This is a genomic window from Rhizobium sp. RU35A (assembly GCF_900156005.1).
Taxonomy (GTDB): Bacteria; Pseudomonadota; Alphaproteobacteria; order Rhizobiales; family Rhizobiaceae; genus Neorhizobium; species Neorhizobium straminoryzae.
Genome location: NZ_FTMR01000007.1, coordinates 48,846 through 64,079, shown reverse-complemented (window position 1 = coordinate 64,079; position 15,234 = coordinate 48,846). Strand labels below are relative to the sequence as shown.

Sequence of the window (15,234 nt, the reverse complement as noted above, 5' to 3'; positions counted from 1 at the left end):
ATGTGCGAGCATTGCGAGCAGCTGGAGGACGATGAAGAGGAGCGGCCGCGCAGACGCGGGCGAAACTATGCCGGCCCCTTTCGCAAGACACCTGACCGCCTGATCGGCATGGGGCTGATCCGTCTCTACCAGCTGACGCTGTCAGGCTTTGTCGGCAATTCCTGCCGTCATATCCCGACCTGTTCCGAATTCGGTTATGAAGCGGTCGCTCGCCATGGACTGTGGTTCGGCGGCTGGATGACCGTTTTCCGGGTGATGTGCTGCGGGCCCTTCGGCTCCTCCGGTCTCGACCCTGTCCCGGACAAGCGCCCGCCACTGCAGCGCTGGTTTATGCCCTGGCGTTACCGCGCGGGTTCTGGCGCTCCAAAAATCTGATTAACGCTCTGTTAGTGACGTTTGCGGATTCTGCCGCGGGCCGCCCGATTCGACCGAGTCCGTCCGGATTTGCGTCGCGATTGGCGGCCATCGCGCAGGATATACAAGAACATCGCCAGGACAGGGTTTATGCAGATCTGGACATGGATGGCGCGCCGGCTCGCGCTCGGTTTGCTGCTTGCCGCATCACTCACCGCCACCGCATCGGCCGCGGGACATCAGGTGTCCTGGGCGGTCATGGATGCCCGCACGGGCCGCATCATTGCGGATGAGGGCGGCAGCACGCTGCATCCGCCTGCGTCGCTCGCCAAGATGATGACGCTTTACCTGACCTTCGAGGCGCTGCGCTCCGGCCGATTGCACTGGGATGACAGGATCACGATGTCCAGCAACGCCGCCTCCAAGGTGCGCATGAAGCTGAACGTCAAGGCCGGCACGACGCTGACCGTGCGTGAAGCCGTCAATGGCATGATCATCATCTCCGCCAATGATGCCGCCACGGCAATGGGCGAACACCTGGCCGGCTCGGAAGCCGCGTTCGGCCGCATGATGACGGAAAAGGCGCATCGGCTGGGCATGAAGAACACCATTTTCGTCACGCCGTCCGGCCTCACGGCCAAGGCCCGGCAGGTGACGACGCCGGAGGACATGGCGCGGCTGGGGCTGGCGCTGAAACGCGATTTTCCCGCCCAGTATCCGCTGTTTGCCCAGCGGGCCTTTACCTTCCGCGGCCGCCAGCTGCATGGTCACAACAATCTGATGTATCGCTATGGCGGGGTCGATGGGATCAAGACCGGCTATACGGACGCGTCCGGCTACAATCTGGTGTCCTCGTTGAATGCAGACGGCCACCATCTGATCGGGGTGGTGTTGGGTGGTGCGACGGCGCGCAGCCGCGACGACAAGATGGCGGCACTGCTCACCAAATATTCCAAGGCATCGGGCGCTGTTGCCCGGGCCGAAGAGGAGGACGAGGACGACCAGCCTGATGCAAAGCCGATGACGGTTGCGTCGACCTCGGTGCCGAAGGCGCATTCGGCGAAGATCCGCGGCAAGGGCAAGCGCGGCGATGCTGTCGAACTGGAGCAGGGCGACGGTGGAGAGCCGTTGGAAAAAGCCGAAGCCGGACGCTGGAAAGTGCAGGCCGGAACCTCCGCCACCCGTGACGGGGCCAATGCGCTGAAGGACAAGGTCGCAACCGTTCTGAAGAGCAGCAATCCCAAGGCCAGGGGCGAGGTGGTGCGCAGCGGCAAGGGCCAGCAGCAGATATTCAAGGTGCGCTTCGCGGGTTTTGCCTCCAGCGTGGATGCCAACAAGGCCTGCTCCGCCCTGAAGAAGAAGAAGCTGGATTGCCTGGCAATCGCCGCGCAGGGATAATCGTGCGCGGTCGGCCGTCAAGGAGAGGGTGATTCATGCCGATTCCCATGGAATACCATCACGCCGGCCGCGATTTCGAGGCCTTCATGGCTGATCTCATCGAGATTTCGATGCTTCAGACCCGCCATCAGGCCTATACGATGCTGCAGGCGGTGCTGCAGGTGTTTCGCCGCCGCCTGACATTGCCGCAGGCCATTGCCTTTGCCGATCTGCTGCCGCCGGTGGTGCGGGCGATCTTCGTCAGCGACTGGGACACGGCCGAGCCGCGGCGTCCGTTTGCCGATCGCGACACGCTGATGGCCGAGGTAAGGCTGCTCCGCCACAACCACAATCTCTCGACGCCGACGGCCATCGAGGACGTGACGGCCGCCATTCGCCGGCATGTGGACGATGCGCGGCTGGAAGCGGTGCTTCGGCAACTGCCGGACGGCGCGCTTGCCTTCTGGGGTTTCAGGGCCTGAAGCCGCCCCTATTACCCTCGCGTCCTTGCTTTACTCCGGTGCGTTTCGCGCGTATCAACGCGCGCGTTGGACGCCGTCTGCCGACGGCAAGATTAAACCACCCGCATTCGTTGGCGGGACTGGATGACAGGAGCACACAATGTCCGTTTCCCTGACTTTCCCCGATGGCTCGATCCGCACCTATGATGCCGGCACGACCGGCCTTGCGGTCGCCGAATCCATTTCCAAATCGCTGGCCAAGAAGGCGGTCGCCGTTGCGATCGACGGCGAACTGCGCGATCTCTCCGACCCCGTCACCGAGGGCCGGATCGAGATTGTCACCCGCACCGATGGCCGTGCGCTCGAACTGATCCGCCACGATGCCGCCCATGTGATGGCCGAGGCCGTGCAGGAGCTTTGGCCCGGCACGCAGGTCACCATCGGTCCTGTCATCGAGAACGGCTTCTACTACGATTTCAAGCGCGTTCATGCCGAGAGCGGCGAGGACTGGCCGTTCACGCCCGACGATCTGCCGAAGATCGAAAAGAAGATGAAGGACATCATCGGCCGCAACAAGCCGTTCATCAAGGAGGTCTGGTCCCGCGACAAGGCCAAGCAGGTGTTCGGCGAAAAGGGCGAACGCTTCAAGGTGGAACTGGTCGATGCGATCCCGGCCGACCAGGACGTGAAGATCTATAGCCAAGGCGACTGGTTCGATCTCTGCCGCGGTCCGCACATGGCCTCCACCGGCCAGATCGGCACCGCCTTCAAGCTGATGAAGGTAGCAGGCGCATACTGGCGCGGCGACAGCAACAACCCTGTCTTAAGCCGCATCTACGGGACCGCCTGGGCGACCCAGGAGGAACTCGACCAGTATCTGCACGTGCTGGCGGAAGCGGAAAAGCGCGATCACCGCAAGCTCGGCCGCGAGATGGATCTCTTCCATTTCCAGGAAGAGGGGCCGGGCGTGGTCTTCTGGCATGGCAAGGGCTGGCGCATGTTCCAGACGCTGACGGCCTATATGCGCCGGCGTCTCGCCAATACCTATGAGGAGGTGAATGCGCCGCAGGTGCTCGATTCCTCGCTCTGGGAAACCTCGGGTCACTGGGGCTGGTACCAGGAGAACATGTTTGCGGTGAAATCCGCCTATGCCTTCACCCATCCGGACGACAAGGACGCCGACAACCGCGTCTTCGCGCTGAAGCCGATGAACTGCCCCGGTCACGTGCAGATCTTCAAGCATGGCCTGAAGTCCTACCGTGAAATGCCGGTTCGCCTTGCCGAATTCGGACTGGTGCATCGTTACGAGGCTTCCGGCGCCCTGCATGGCCTGATGCGCGTGCGCGGCTTCACGCAGGACGATGCGCATGTCTTCTGCACCGAGGAGCAGATGGCCGCGGAATGCCTGCGCATCAACGATCTGATCCTCTCCGTCTACGAGGATTTCGGCTTCCACGAGGTGGTCGTGAAGCTCTCCACGCGTCCCGACAAGCGCGTCGGCTCCGACGCGCTCTGGGATCGCGCCGAAAGCGTAATGATGGAGGTGCTGAAGACCATCGAGGAACAGTCCGGTGGTCGCATCAAGACCGGCATCCTGCCGGGCGAGGGCGCCTTCTACGGTCCGAAGTTCGAATACACGCTGAAGGATGCGATCGGTCGTGAATGGCAGTGCGGCACCACGCAGGTGGACTTCAACCTGCCGGAACGCTTCGGCGCCTTCTACATCGACCAGAATTCCGACAAGAAGCAGCCGGTGATGATCCACCGTGCCATCTGCGGCTCGATGGAGCGATTCCTCGGCATCCTGATCGAGAACTTTGCCGGCCACATGCCGCTGTGGTTCGCGCCGCTGCAGGTCGTCGTCGCGACGATCACCTCGGATGCCGATGATTACGGCCGCGAGGTCGTCCAGACGCTGCGTGATGCGGGCCTGATCGTTGAGGAGGATTTCCGCAACGAGAAGATCAACTACAAGATCCGCGAGCATTCGGTGACCAAGGTGCCGGTCATCATTGTGTGCGGTCGCCAGGAAGCGGAAAACCGCACGGTGAACATCCGTCGTCTGGGCTCCCAGGCTCAGACCCCGATGGCGCTTGCCGATGCGGTCGCCGCCCTGACCGACGAGGCAACGCCGCCGGACGTCAAGCGGCGTCTTGCCCTGCGCAAGGCCGCTGCGGAGTGATACAGAAGACAGCCCCGGCCTTGGAAAAGGCCGGGGCTGTCAGCATTCTGACATGAACGTGCAATAATAGTGTCATCCTCATTTCGTCTGCCCGGAGAGAGGCAAGTTGCGTTTCAAGGAACTGTCTTACGCCAATGAACGGGATCCGCGCCTGAAACGGTGGCTGATCCGCTCCATCGAAGGTCTCTCCGGTCGCGACCGTTACATCCGTCTCTACGACATCTGGCGCAAGGATGTGGTTGGCAAGTCGGAGCGTGTGTTCGGCGAGATGCTGGACCTCATCAAGGTGAGGCTTGCCGTGGACGGCGCCTGGCCGCCGAAAGACCTTCCGGACACGCCTCTGGTGATCGTTGCCAACCATCCCTTCGGGATCGGCGATGGCATCGCGATCCTGGCTTTGGCCGAGCAGCTTGGTCGCCCGTTCAGGGTGCTGATCAACAACGAACTGCTGAAGGTGCCGGAGATCGCGCCCTATTCGCTGCCCGTCTGCTTCGAGGAAACGAAGGAGGCGCTGGCCATCAACATGGAAACACGCCGCGAGGCCGTGCGGCTTCTCAAGGAAGGTGTCACCATCATCATCTTTCCGGCCGGCGGGGTGGCGACGGCGAAGAAAGGGTTCGGCCGGGCCGAGGATCTCCCGTGGAAGATGTTTCCGGCCCGTCTCATCCAGGCTGCCCGGGCCAACGTGATTCCTGTGTATTTCCACGGCCAGAATGGCCGGCTCTTCCATCTGGCAAGCCGCGTGTCGCTGACGCTCAGGCTTTCCCTGCTGATCCGAGAGTTCAAGCGTCTTTCTGGCACGACGATCCGCGCGAAGATCGGTCCGTTGATGACATGGGAACAGATGGCCGCGTTTTCCGACCGCAAGGATCTGCTGGCGCAGCTCTATCACGCCGTGTTCGTGATGCGGGAAAGCCCGAAGCCGCGCTTCCGCAAGGCGGGCTGACTCCCACAAGGGAGGCTGGCGGCGCCAGGAACAATTCCGGCGAAAGCGGGGACCGATTTCCTGCCCGCGCGATCGCCTGAAAACGGGCCGATAGAACGTTCCGGGTGATTCCGTTTTCGCCGGAAACGCTCGAGATGAGGGCGGTCAGTCGGCGTCGATGCCGCTTACCTGCTGGGCTTCCTTCATCAGTACCTCGACATCCTTGTTGCGGCCGGGGGCCACGGTGAAGTCGCGCTGGTAGATCTTGTCCTTGTTGCGTGCAATCGCGGTGTATTCGCCTTCCGCCAGCACCATGGTGGTAAAGGCGCGGACGCTTTCACTGACCACGTCGCCGCCGGAGGTCAGCACCGACCAGGCGGTATCAGCCACCGCCTCGCCGCCTGGCTGGGACACCAGTTTCAATGTGATCTGCGCCGCACGGTGCTGCAGCGTCGCTTCCGTCAGTTTGCCGGCCTCGACCTGGATATCGGCGCGGGCGACGGAATTGACGGTGCCGTATTCGGAGACCACGTGATAGGTGCCAGCATTGAGCCGCACGATGGTATTGGCCTTGACGTCCGACATGATCAGGCCGCGCTCGCCGTCTTCCCGCGCTTCGGCGGTGTAGATCGAAAATTTCAGCTTGTCGGCGGGAATGCGCTGGTCGGAGCCGGCGACCGCGTTCAGCACGAAGCCGCCCGCATCGAGCACCAGGGTCTGCTTCACAACATCGCCATTGGCCGGCACCTGCAGCCTTTTCGTGACACCGGCCCGGCCGAAGGCCACGTTGACGAAATAGTCTCCGGGCGGCAGCAGCAGATTGGCAGAACCGCCTTCGGCACTTGCCACCACCGGCAGCTTGCCATCCGAGCCGGGGATCGGGCTGAAGACGCGCCAGTTAAGCCCCGTCTGCATGATCGGTCCGCCCTGGGTGAGCGTTGCCTGCAGCGTGACGTCACGCACGACGGGTGCCTTGGGGGCTGGAGCGCCGGCAAAGGCGTTGAGCTTCGGCATCTTGACCGTGCCGTCCAGCTGCTTGAACGTCTTGAAGGCGTCCTCGGCGCGGGCGCCCGCAGGCACGGCACAGGTGGCGCCCAGCGAAAGCAGGAGCGTGGCCAGACGTGCGACCGCGAGGGGAGAAGATTTCATGCCGTGGCGACCGTTGACTCTTTGTTGCACAGCAGCCACTTGAAGACCAACGAGGCGGCAAATTCAAGGCCTAAAGCACGCTCTGGACGTCCATCCCGACCTTGCAGTGCGCGGGCTCCTTGCATTTGCACCGGTTGCGACCGCCACTCCCGGTGGCGTGACCGGCGGATCGCCTTCCGTTTCCGTGACCGTCAGCAGGGTGCCCATCCAGTCATGACCACCGATGTTTCCCTTTTCCAGTATCTGTCCACCCGTCGTTCCATCCCGGCCCCGCAGATGACCGAGCCCGGTCCTGACCGCACGACGATCGAATCGATCCTGACGCTCGCCTCGCGCGTGCCGGATCACGGCAAGCTCGCGCCCTGGCGCTTCATCGTCTATCGCGGCGGGGAGCGGGCCCGGCTTGGTGCGGCTCTGTGCGACCTTGCTGTTGCGAAGAACCCGGCGCTCTCCCCGGAGATGCAGGCGGTGGAGCGCAGCCGGCTGACCCGCGCGCCGGTGGTGATTGCCGTCGTCAGCACCGCAGCCCCGCATGTGAAGATCCCCGTCTGGGAACAGGAGCTTTCGGCGGGCGCCGTCTGCCTCAACCTGTTCATGGCCGCCAATGCGCATGGCTTCGCCGCCAACTGGCTGTCCGAATGGGTGGCCTACGACGACGATGCCAAGGCAATCCTCGGCATTGGTCAGGGCGAGAAGGTGGCCGGTTTCCTCTATATCGGTTCCACCACCTTCCCGCAGACCGACCGGCCACGCCCGAACCTGTCCGACATCGTGACCTGGACCGGGGAAGAGGACGCCTGATGTTCTACGCCACGGATGAAAACCGCCACGGCATGGCGCATGATCCCTTCAAGGCGATCGTTGCACCGCGGCCGATCGGCTGGATCGGCACGAAGGGCAGGGATGGCTCGCGCAATCTTTCGCCCTATTCCTTCTTCAACATCGTCTCGGATCACCCGAAGATCGTGATGTTCTCCTCGAGCGGCAGGAAACACAGCCTGAAGAACGCCGAGGAAACCGGCGTCTTTACCGCAAGCCTCGTCAGCCGTTTCATCGTCGAGAAGATGAACGCTTCCTCGGCGCCGGTAGAATATGGCGTGGACGAATTTGCGCTGGCCGGTCTGACGCCGAAGGACGGCGAACTGGTCGATGCGCCCTATGTGGCCGAGGCGCATGCGGCGCTCGAATGCCGGGTGACGCAGATCGTCGTTCCGCACGGACTTGATGGCGAGGCTTCCGAATCGGTGATGGTGTTTGGTCAGGTCGTCGGTATCCACATCAGCGAGACGATCATCCGCGACGGGCGCATCGACATGGCGCTTGCCCGCCCCGTGGCGCGCATGGGCTACATGGACTATGCCGATGGCGGCGCGGACGTGTTCCAGATTGCGCGGCCGCGCGGCTGAAACCTAGACTGTCGCGGACGGACCGGGAATGGCCCGGATGGCTTTCGCAGATCGCGATCCGACGATGACACCGTCAAACCCGAGCTGCATTGCCTTTTGGCTTTGCGGCAACAGTGTTACGGCGTCCGCGCCAAACGCCACATCCTCAGGCAGGGTAGACAATGCCATCAGTCCTGCGGCGCGCGCCGACAGGAGAAGCTGCGTGCGGGCAAGCATTGTCAGATCTTGGCCGTTGCTGTCGCTGGCCGGTGATAGACCGAGGTTCTGCCGCAGACAGGCCTCATCCCAGATCAGGCCCCTCAGGCGAGGCGTCAGATGGCGCAAATCCGGCGGGAAGGCCGCACCGGCGGCCGTGTCCGCCGTCTGCGCCAAAATGGCAATCTGCCCCTCTGGCAGACCTGCGTCCAGTTCGGCGACGCTCAGAGCGACCGCCAGATTCTGGATGTCGGCCCCGCAAAGGACACTGCGAACAATCACCGCCTGCGGCCGGTTGCGAACGGCAGTATGAAGCGCCACCTCGAAATCCGGATCATTGAGCGGCGGCAGATCGACAGCAATGAAGGGCGCTTGCGCCCGCGCAGGAGGTGCGGCCGTGTGCTCATCCATTGGCGCGAGGCGAAGCCAGCAGGAGAAGGGCGACGGAGACGTTGAGGCGGTGGTGATGTCTGGCAGAGGAAGCCCCTGATTCCTAACGAATATGGTGAACGGAACATAAACCATTTCTGCCTAGCCTGTCTTGTGGGAGCGTGATGCTGCGGCATGGGTGGCTTCCCGGATATGGGACGTAGTATCGGTGATCGTCAGGGCATTTCTTCGTTGGGCGGAAACGGCAGGCGCGCATGACAGGGCGCGGGCGGCCGTCGCCCTGGCACAGGCTTTCCTGCGCCTCTGCCCGGAGGATCCGCAGCGGCGCGAAGCGGCGCTTGCCATGCTTCACCTTCTGGATGATCCGGCGCCTTCCGTTCGCAGGTCGCTTGCGGAAACGCTGGCTGCCTCGTCGCTGGCGCCGCGCGCGATCATTCTGGCGCTGGCGGAGGACCAGCCTGACATCGCCTGCCACGTGTTGACACTCTCGCCCGTCCTCACCGAGCGTGATCTGGTCGACCTCGCCGGGCGCGGCAGCCGTCTCATCCGGGGCGTCATCGCGGCTCGGCCGAACCTTGGTCCGGGAACGGCAGCCGCCATCGCCGAGATCGGTGACGCCGGCGAAATTCTCGTTCTTCTCGAAAATCCGCGAGCAGCCATTACCCGCTATGCGCTGGGCCGGATCGCCGAGCGCCTGGGGCATGATGGTGCGGTGCGCGCGAGGCTGCTGGAGCGCCGCGATTTGCCCGCCTTCGCCCGCGAAATTCTCGTCAGACGGGTCGGTGACCTGCTGGGACGCTGCCCGCTTGTCGCGGCGCTGGTCGAGCCTGCGCGCCTCGCGCATCTGCTGCAGGAGGCGGGCGACGGTGCGGTTCTTCGGATCGCAGGCGAGTGCGGTCCGGAGGATCTTGAGAGACTGGTTCAGCATCTGGCGGCAAGTGGCCGATTAAGTATCGTTTTTCTGTTGCGTGCGCTGGTCGAAGGCTGGATCGATGTCTTCGCGGCCTGTGTAACCGCGCTGACCGGGCTGGAGGATCGTCGCGTGCGGTCGCTGATGGCTACGGGCCGGCATGCCGCGCTGCGCGCACTTTACGAATCCTGTTGCCTTTCCCGGGAGGTCGCCGAGATCTTCGTGCAGGCTACCCTGTTCTGGCGCCGGCGTGCGGCAGAGAAGAACCCGCTGGCGGAAGGAAGCTTGCTGGAGGAGCTCGAAAACTGCGTCCCGCGGCCGGCCGATCCCTATGCGCCCGTCAACGAGCTTCTGCAGTTGATCGAACGCATGGAGGCGACGGCCGAACGACGTCGAGGGCGGTTGATCCCGCAGCCGGATCGCTTCGCCGCCTGATCCCGCTCAGCGCAGTCTGCGGGCTACCCAGGCGTAGCCATCCTGGACCATGCGCACAGGGCTCGTCACCACATTGCCGACAGCTTCACGGCTCGGCAGGATATCCTTGACGCGGTTTATGGCCGTTTGCGCAAGGCTCTGTTCCTGCTCGCGCTCTTCCGCGGGTGTCAGCGCCTGCTGGGGTTGCTCCGGCCTTGCCGTCGGTACCGGCGCCTTGCCGGCCGGCGGACGCGCAGCCAGGGTCGGATCCTGGCATACCGCGATGACGACGGGATAGGAGACATTGGCGAAGGAGGCCAGCTCCTTCTCCGAGACGGCATTGCACAACTCGATCGTCGGCCAGCGCTGCTGCAGCGTGGCGATGTACTGGCAGTCGTTTCCGCTGTCGTCGCAGCCGAGAATCGTCATCATCACAAGGGCAGTGCGCATGGAGCATCCTTGGCAAGGTGTGAACAGCACCTTATGGGAAGGATCATGACGATCGCAAGGCGCGGCAGACAACAGGAGACGCCACCATGGACGAAACCATTATCATCGGGCGCGAGGCGCCGCGTCAGGAGGGCGTGATCCGCTTGCTGGAGCTGTCCAATGCCTATGTTGCCGCGCTCTATCCCGCCGAAAGCAACCACATGCTGCCCCTGGAGGATCTGGAAAGGCCGACGGTTTCCTTCTTCGTCGCGAGCAGGGGCGAAGCGATTCTCGGTTGCGCTGCGCTGGTCAGGCAAGGCGAAGGCGAGGCGGAGATCAAGCGGATGTTCGTCGATGAGACGGCGCGCGGCCTGCGTCTTGGCCAGCGATTGCTGGAAACCCTGCTGGAGGAAGGCCTGCGGCTTGGCGTGACCGTGGTGAGGCTGGAAACCGGCATCCACCAGCCGGAGGCGATCGGCCTTTATCGCCGCAACGGATTTGTCGAGATCCCGCCCTTTGGCAGCTACCAGCCCGATCCGCTCAGCCTGTTCATGGAGCGGCGGCTGGACGCCGCCGCCTGAGATCGCGCCGTCAGGCCGAGCGCCGGCCTTTCGGCAGTTCCTCGAGAGTCCCGGGGGACGCCGGGTCATGGATCGACGTGGAGAGTTCGATCTCGCGCATCCATTCGCGCCAGATGGCGACAAGCAGTGCCATCAGCACGGGGCCTATGAACAGGCCGAGGAAGCCCATGGTCTTCACGCCGCCGACAAGGCCGAAGAAGGTGGGCAGGAAGGGCAGCTTGATCGGCCCGCCGACAAGACGCGGCCGGATGGTCTTGTCGACAATGAAGAGTTCGACGGAGCCCCAGATCAGCAGTGCCGCCCCGGCAAACAGCGAGCCACGCGCCGCGAGATAGACCGATACCAGTGTGAAGGAGAGAGGCGCGCCCCCCGGCACCAGTGCCATGATGCCCGTCAGAACGCCGAGGGTGACGGGTGAGGGGACGCCCGCGATCCAGTAGGCCACGCCGAGCACGATGCCTTCGCCGATCGCGATCAGCGTCATGCCCGTCACGGTCGAACTGATCGTCGCCGGTACGACGCGCGAGATCCGCTCCCAGCGGGACGGCAGGATACGCTCGCCCAGCATGTCGATCTGGCGGGAGAAGGATGCGCCGTCACGATAGACGAAGAACAGCGCGATCAGCATGAACAGCAGCGAAAGCAACAGGTGGAAGGCGCCGTCGCCGGCGGCAATCACGGCGCGGTAGATATTGCCGATATTGGCGCCGCTGACGAGTTGCACCAACTGGCCGATGGCGCCGGGTTCACCGACGTGCCTTTCCCATTGCAGGCCAAGCCATTCGCCGGCAACCGGCAGGTCCACGATCCATTTCGGCGGAGGGGAGCCCACCCGGTTGACCTGCAGCGCCCAGCCGAACCAGTCGCGCAATTCGCCGATGGTATAGGAAATCGCGATGCCGACCGGGACGACGAGGAAGGTGATGACGAGAACGATGGCGATGGTGGCGCCGACCGTTGTATTGCCGCCGGTGCGCCGCAGCAGGTCGCGATAGAGTGGCCAGCTGGCAAAGCCGATCACGAGAGCGGCCAGCACGGGAACCACGAAGCCGTGGAAGAAATAGATGCCTGCAAAGACGATCAGGACCAGCAGCCAGCGGGCCGCCGAAATCGGCGGAATGAGGGCCATGCGCATGGGCGCAACGGGCCCGAGCCAGCGCGGTTCCTTGGTAGAGGTGTCTCTCTCGCTCACGATCGTTCAATCATCCCTGTTCATTGCCTGCCCATATGGTCCGCAAGACCGCATGGTGCAAGCCAGAATTCCCCCGTGTGTCCAGGCAGATCGTCGCTCCCGACCTGACGGAAGGCAAACCGAAGCGCATGACGGCCCGGCCCGAGCCGCTTCCGGTCCGGCACGCCTTCGGCAAGACCGTCTGCGTGATGACGTCACCCTCGCCATCCGTCGGCATCCCCCTGCCTGCAGATGACACGTGGTGCGGCACCATATCCACCTTGTGTCCGCTGCGCCAGAACTTCCGCACCCGGAGCAACGCGACCGGCTCTGTCGATGAAATCCGATCCTGTACGATCCGCTTTGGATGCCACGGCGCCGGCGATACGAAGGCAGACGCGTCGTCTGCTTACGGACCTGGCGTGATGCGCGTATGACGCAAATGCGGCACGCCTGGGAAATTTAGCGTGCGCAACTCTGGAAAGGCGAGGAGGGCTGCGCTACCTCACCATCCGTTCGAGGCGTGTTGATCCCCGGTTTGCCCCACCGCCGGGAGCGAAGCCCGAGCGGTTACATCGGTGCCTTTTGCGCGCGGCGGTCGTCGGCGAGGCGGCTGCACCACGGTCGATATGAACAGGGCGGATGCCGTGCTGCAGGTCGCGCGCAGGCCGCCGCCGCGAAGGACACTGCAATGACTACCACGTCCGAGGTCGATCTGACCAATTGCGATCGGGAACCGATCCATATCCCCGGCAGCATTCAGCCCTGTGGCGCTCTTCTGGTGAGTGATGCATCCGGTGGCATCGTCAGGCGCCATTCCGCCAATCTTCCCGAAATGCTCGGCCTGCCGTCCCTGGTCAACGGGCTGCGGCTTGACCAGGTGCTCGGCGACGAACCGGCACATGCGCTTCGCAATGCGCTGGCGACGACAGTGGATCCCGCACGCCCTGCGCTGCGCATGGGACTTTGCCTGCCGGGGGGCCGGTTTGATGTATCCGTGCACCGCAAGGATGATCAGGCTATCATGGAATTCGAGCCGGCAAGCCCTCATTCCGACCAGCCGCTTGAAACGGCCCGGATGCTGATCAGCCGAATCCGGTCGATCGAGGACATCTCCGAACTCATCGAAAAGTCGGCGCGCCTGATCTTTGCGACGCTCGGCTACGACCGCGTGATGATCTATCGCTTCGAGCATGACGGGGCCGGCAAGGTCATCAGCGAATACAAGCGCCGTGACCTCGAAAGCTTCAAGGGACAGTATTTTCCGGCCAGCGACATTCCGAAGCAGGCACGCGCGCTTTATCTGAGCAACACCATCCGCATCATCTGTGATGCCCGCGATATCCGGATTCCGATCATTCCGGAACGGGATGAAGCCGGCCGGCCGCTGGACCTTTCCCATGCGCATCTGCGCAGCGTCTCGTCCATCCATTGCGAATATCTGCGCAACATGGGGGTCGCGGCCTCCATGTCGATCTCGATCGTCGTGGATGGTGAACTCTGGGGGCTCATCGCCTGCCATCACTACCAGCCGAAATCCCTTGGCCTTTCGCAGCGTGTGGCGGCGGAGATGTTTGGCGAGTTCTTCTCGATGCATCTCGGCGCGCTGAAGCAGAAGCAGATCCTGGAAACCGCCAACGGCGCCCGTCGCTCGCTCGACCGTTTCCTGCAGCAGGCATCCGGCGCGCCCGACATCGCCATCCTGCTTCGCCAGTCGCTCGGCGATTTCGCCCGTTTCATGCCTTGCGATGGCATCGGCCTTTGGCTTGACGGGCACTGGAGCGGCGAGGGCCTGTTGCCGCCGGAATCCGCCATGGCTGGTATCGCCGATTTCGTCGGCTCGGTTTCCGGTGGCCGCATCTGGGCGACGGATCACCTCTCCCTGCACCTGCCGCAGGCGGAAGACTATGCCGAGAACGTGTGTGGCGTGCTGGCTATTCCGCTGTCGCAGCGTCCGCGCGATTACCTGTTCTTCTTCCGGCGCGAGCTGGTGAGGACGCTCAACTGGGCCGGCAATCCGGACAAGCTCTACGAGACGGGTCCCATGGGCGAGCGGCTGACGCCGCGCCGGAGCTTTGCCATCTGGAAGGAGACTGTGCACCGGAAGGCCCAGCGATGGACGGAAAGCGAGCGCGAGATTGCGGAAGCCATCCGATCCGTGCTGGTGGAGGTCGTGCTCCATCATAACGAGCTTCTGGCGGACGAGCGCGGCAAGGCGGATGTGCGCCAGCGCATGCTGAACGAGGAACTGAACCACCGGGTGAAGAACATTCTGGCGGTCATCAAGGCGCTGGTCGGCCATCCCGTGGAGGAGGGACGCCGGATCGGGGATTATGTCTCGACGTTGAAGGGGCGCATCCAGGCTCTGGCCTTTGCCCATGATCAGGTGGTGCGCAGCGGCGATGGCGGTTCGCTCAAGGATCTGATGGAGGCGGAACTCAGACCCTATCGCGACGGCGAACGGCAGATCCGCCTGTCAGGCGGCCATGTCTGGCTGGATAGCCGGGGGTTCTCCGTCATGGCCCTCGTGCTGCACGAGATGGCCACCAATGCCGCGAAATATGGGGCGCTGGCGGTGCAGCGCGGACGTCTGGAGATCGGCTGGTCGCAGGACGAAGGCGGCAATTGCATTCTGACCTGGCGGGAGGCCGGCGGCCCGCCGGTGACGGCCCCGCGCCGGTCCGGTTTCGGCACCGTGCTGATCGATCGCAGCATTCCCTATGAACTCGGTGGCGAAAGCCGTATCCAGTACGATGCCGACGGCATTGTGGCGCGGTTTGTCATTCCCGCCCGTCACATTCACGGTACGGAAGCGGCGGAAGATGAAGCGGAAAGCGTCCTGAACGCCGCCTCGCCGCGCGAGATCGCCGGTATCCTGGCCGATCTCGAATTGCTGCTGGTGGAAGACCAGATGCTGGTGGCTGCCGACGTGGAATCGATGCTGTCAGATCAGGGCATTACCAAGATTACAACGGCGCCGTCGTCTGCCGAGGCGCTGCGTCAGTTGAAACGCATGACGCCTGATGTGGCAGTGCTCGACGTGAATCTCGGATCGGGCACCTCGCTGCCGATTGCGGAGGAACTGAGCCGCCTCGGCGTGCCCTTCGTCTTTGCCACGGGCTACAGTGACCAATCCGTCATTCCTGCAAGCTTCGCCGCACCGGTTGTGCGCAAGCCCTATGAGGCGACCGCGCTCATCGGTGCCATCCTGCGCGTGCTGGCCGCCCGCGAGCCGGTGCCCAGCGCCTGAGCCGGCATCTGCTCTTCTGTCGGCGCGCAGGGGACCGGCA

15 protein-coding genes are annotated in these 15,234 nt (G+C 63.6%); 11 read left to right on the top strand and 4 right to left on the bottom strand.

What is annotated here, in order from left to right; genetic code table 11:
* The 5 genes from yidD (at position 1) to F3H95_RS16285 (ending at position 5,320) form a co-directional block, all read left to right on the top strand.
* Positions 1 to 375 (top strand): membrane protein insertion efficiency factor YidD, encoded by a 375-nt coding sequence (gene yidD / locus F3H95_RS16305; protein ID WP_149746771.1) that lies wholly within the window; start codon positions 1 to 3, stop codon positions 373 to 375.
* 129 nt (positions 376 to 504) lie between these two features.
* Entirely contained in the window at positions 505 to 1,752 is a 1,248-nt protein-coding gene (locus tag F3H95_RS16300) for a D-alanyl-D-alanine carboxypeptidase (RefSeq protein ID WP_244618044.1), read from the top strand.
* Between the two features lie 35 nt (positions 1,753 to 1,787).
* Positions 1,788 to 2,213 carry a DUF2267 domain-containing protein gene (locus F3H95_RS16295; RefSeq protein WP_149746770.1) on the top strand — a complete coding sequence of 142 codons (426 nt, stop codon included), beginning with the start codon at positions 1,788 to 1,790 and terminating at the stop codon, positions 2,211 to 2,213.
* Positions 2,214 to 2,352: 139 nt separating this feature from the next.
* The gene (gene thrS / locus F3H95_RS16290) at positions 2,353 to 4,374 is read left to right on the top strand and encodes a threonine--tRNA ligase (protein ID WP_142880943.1); all 2,022 of its coding nucleotides are present in this window, start codon (positions 2,353 to 2,355) and stop codon (positions 4,372 to 4,374) included.
* A gap of 106 nt (positions 4,375 to 4,480) precedes the next feature.
* A complete protein-coding gene (locus F3H95_RS16285; protein ID WP_142880942.1) occupies positions 4,481 to 5,320 on the top strand; it encodes a lysophospholipid acyltransferase family protein in 840 nt (279 codons plus the stop codon).
* A gap of 144 nt (positions 5,321 to 5,464) precedes the next feature.
* Here the strand turns inward: F3H95_RS16285 and F3H95_RS16280 are convergent, their stop codons facing one another.
* The gene (locus F3H95_RS16280) at positions 5,465 to 6,448 is read right to left on the bottom strand and encodes a hypothetical protein (protein ID WP_142880941.1); all 984 of its coding nucleotides are present in this window, start codon (positions 6,446 to 6,448) and stop codon (positions 5,465 to 5,467) included.
* Between the two features lie 213 nt (positions 6,449 to 6,661).
* Between F3H95_RS16280 and F3H95_RS16275 the strand changes: the two genes are divergently transcribed.
* On the top strand, positions 6,662 to 7,249 hold the full coding sequence (locus tag F3H95_RS16275; protein WP_149746769.1) for a nitroreductase: 588 nt from the start codon (positions 6,662 to 6,664) through the stop codon (positions 7,247 to 7,249).
* Complete coding sequence (locus F3H95_RS16270) at positions 7,249 to 7,854, top strand: flavin reductase family protein (RefSeq protein WP_142880939.1); 606 nt, start codon at positions 7,249 to 7,251, stop codon at positions 7,852 to 7,854. Before F3H95_RS16275 ends, F3H95_RS16270 begins: the two co-directional genes overlap by 1 nt.
* Before the next feature lie 3 nt (positions 7,855 to 7,857).
* Here F3H95_RS16270 and F3H95_RS16265 read toward each other — a convergent pair whose 3' ends face one another.
* Positions 7,858 to 8,574, bottom strand: a complete 717-nt coding sequence (locus tag F3H95_RS16265; protein ID WP_149746768.1) for an aldolase/citrate lyase family protein — start codon at positions 8,572 to 8,574, stop codon at positions 7,858 to 7,860.
* Between the two features lie 73 nt (positions 8,575 to 8,647).
* Here F3H95_RS16265 and F3H95_RS16260 point away from each other — a divergent pair, with 73 nt between their 5' ends.
* Positions 8,648 to 9,784: a DUF2336 domain-containing protein gene (locus F3H95_RS16260; protein WP_149746767.1), complete on the top strand. Its 1,137-nt coding sequence runs from the start codon at positions 8,648 to 8,650 to the stop codon at positions 9,782 to 9,784.
* 6 nt (positions 9,785 to 9,790) lie between these two features.
* On the opposite strand, the gene F3H95_RS16255 is transcribed toward F3H95_RS16260, so the two are convergent.
* Positions 9,791 to 10,213: a hypothetical protein gene (locus tag F3H95_RS16255; protein WP_149746766.1), complete on the bottom strand. Its 423-nt coding sequence runs from the start codon at positions 10,211 to 10,213 to the stop codon at positions 9,791 to 9,793.
* Between the two features lie 86 nt (positions 10,214 to 10,299).
* Between F3H95_RS16255 and F3H95_RS16250 the strand changes: the two genes are divergently transcribed.
* Positions 10,300 to 10,773 carry a GNAT family N-acetyltransferase gene (locus F3H95_RS16250; RefSeq protein WP_149746765.1) on the top strand — a complete coding sequence of 158 codons (474 nt, stop codon included), beginning with the start codon at positions 10,300 to 10,302 and terminating at the stop codon, positions 10,771 to 10,773.
* A 10-nt stretch (positions 10,774 to 10,783) separates the two neighbouring features.
* On the opposite strand, the gene F3H95_RS16245 is transcribed toward F3H95_RS16250, so the two are convergent.
* Positions 10,784 to 11,908, bottom strand: coding sequence for an AI-2E family transporter (locus F3H95_RS16245; RefSeq protein ID WP_142880968.1), 1,125 nt, complete (start codon positions 11,906 to 11,908; stop codon positions 10,784 to 10,786).
* Between the two features lie 134 nt (positions 11,909 to 12,042).
* Between F3H95_RS16245 and F3H95_RS16240 the strand changes: the two genes are divergently transcribed.
* Both F3H95_RS16240 and F3H95_RS16235 read left to right on the top strand, forming a co-directional pair.
* Positions 12,043 to 12,381, top strand: a complete 339-nt coding sequence (locus F3H95_RS16240) for a hypothetical protein (protein ID WP_149746764.1) — start codon at positions 12,043 to 12,045, stop codon at positions 12,379 to 12,381.
* 254 nt (positions 12,382 to 12,635) lie between these two features.
* The gene (locus tag F3H95_RS16235; RefSeq protein WP_142880933.1) at positions 12,636 to 15,194 is read left to right on the top strand and encodes an HWE histidine kinase domain-containing protein; all 2,559 of its coding nucleotides are present in this window, start codon (positions 12,636 to 12,638) and stop codon (positions 15,192 to 15,194) included.
* The last annotated feature ends 40 nt before the right edge of the window (positions 15,195 to 15,234 follow it).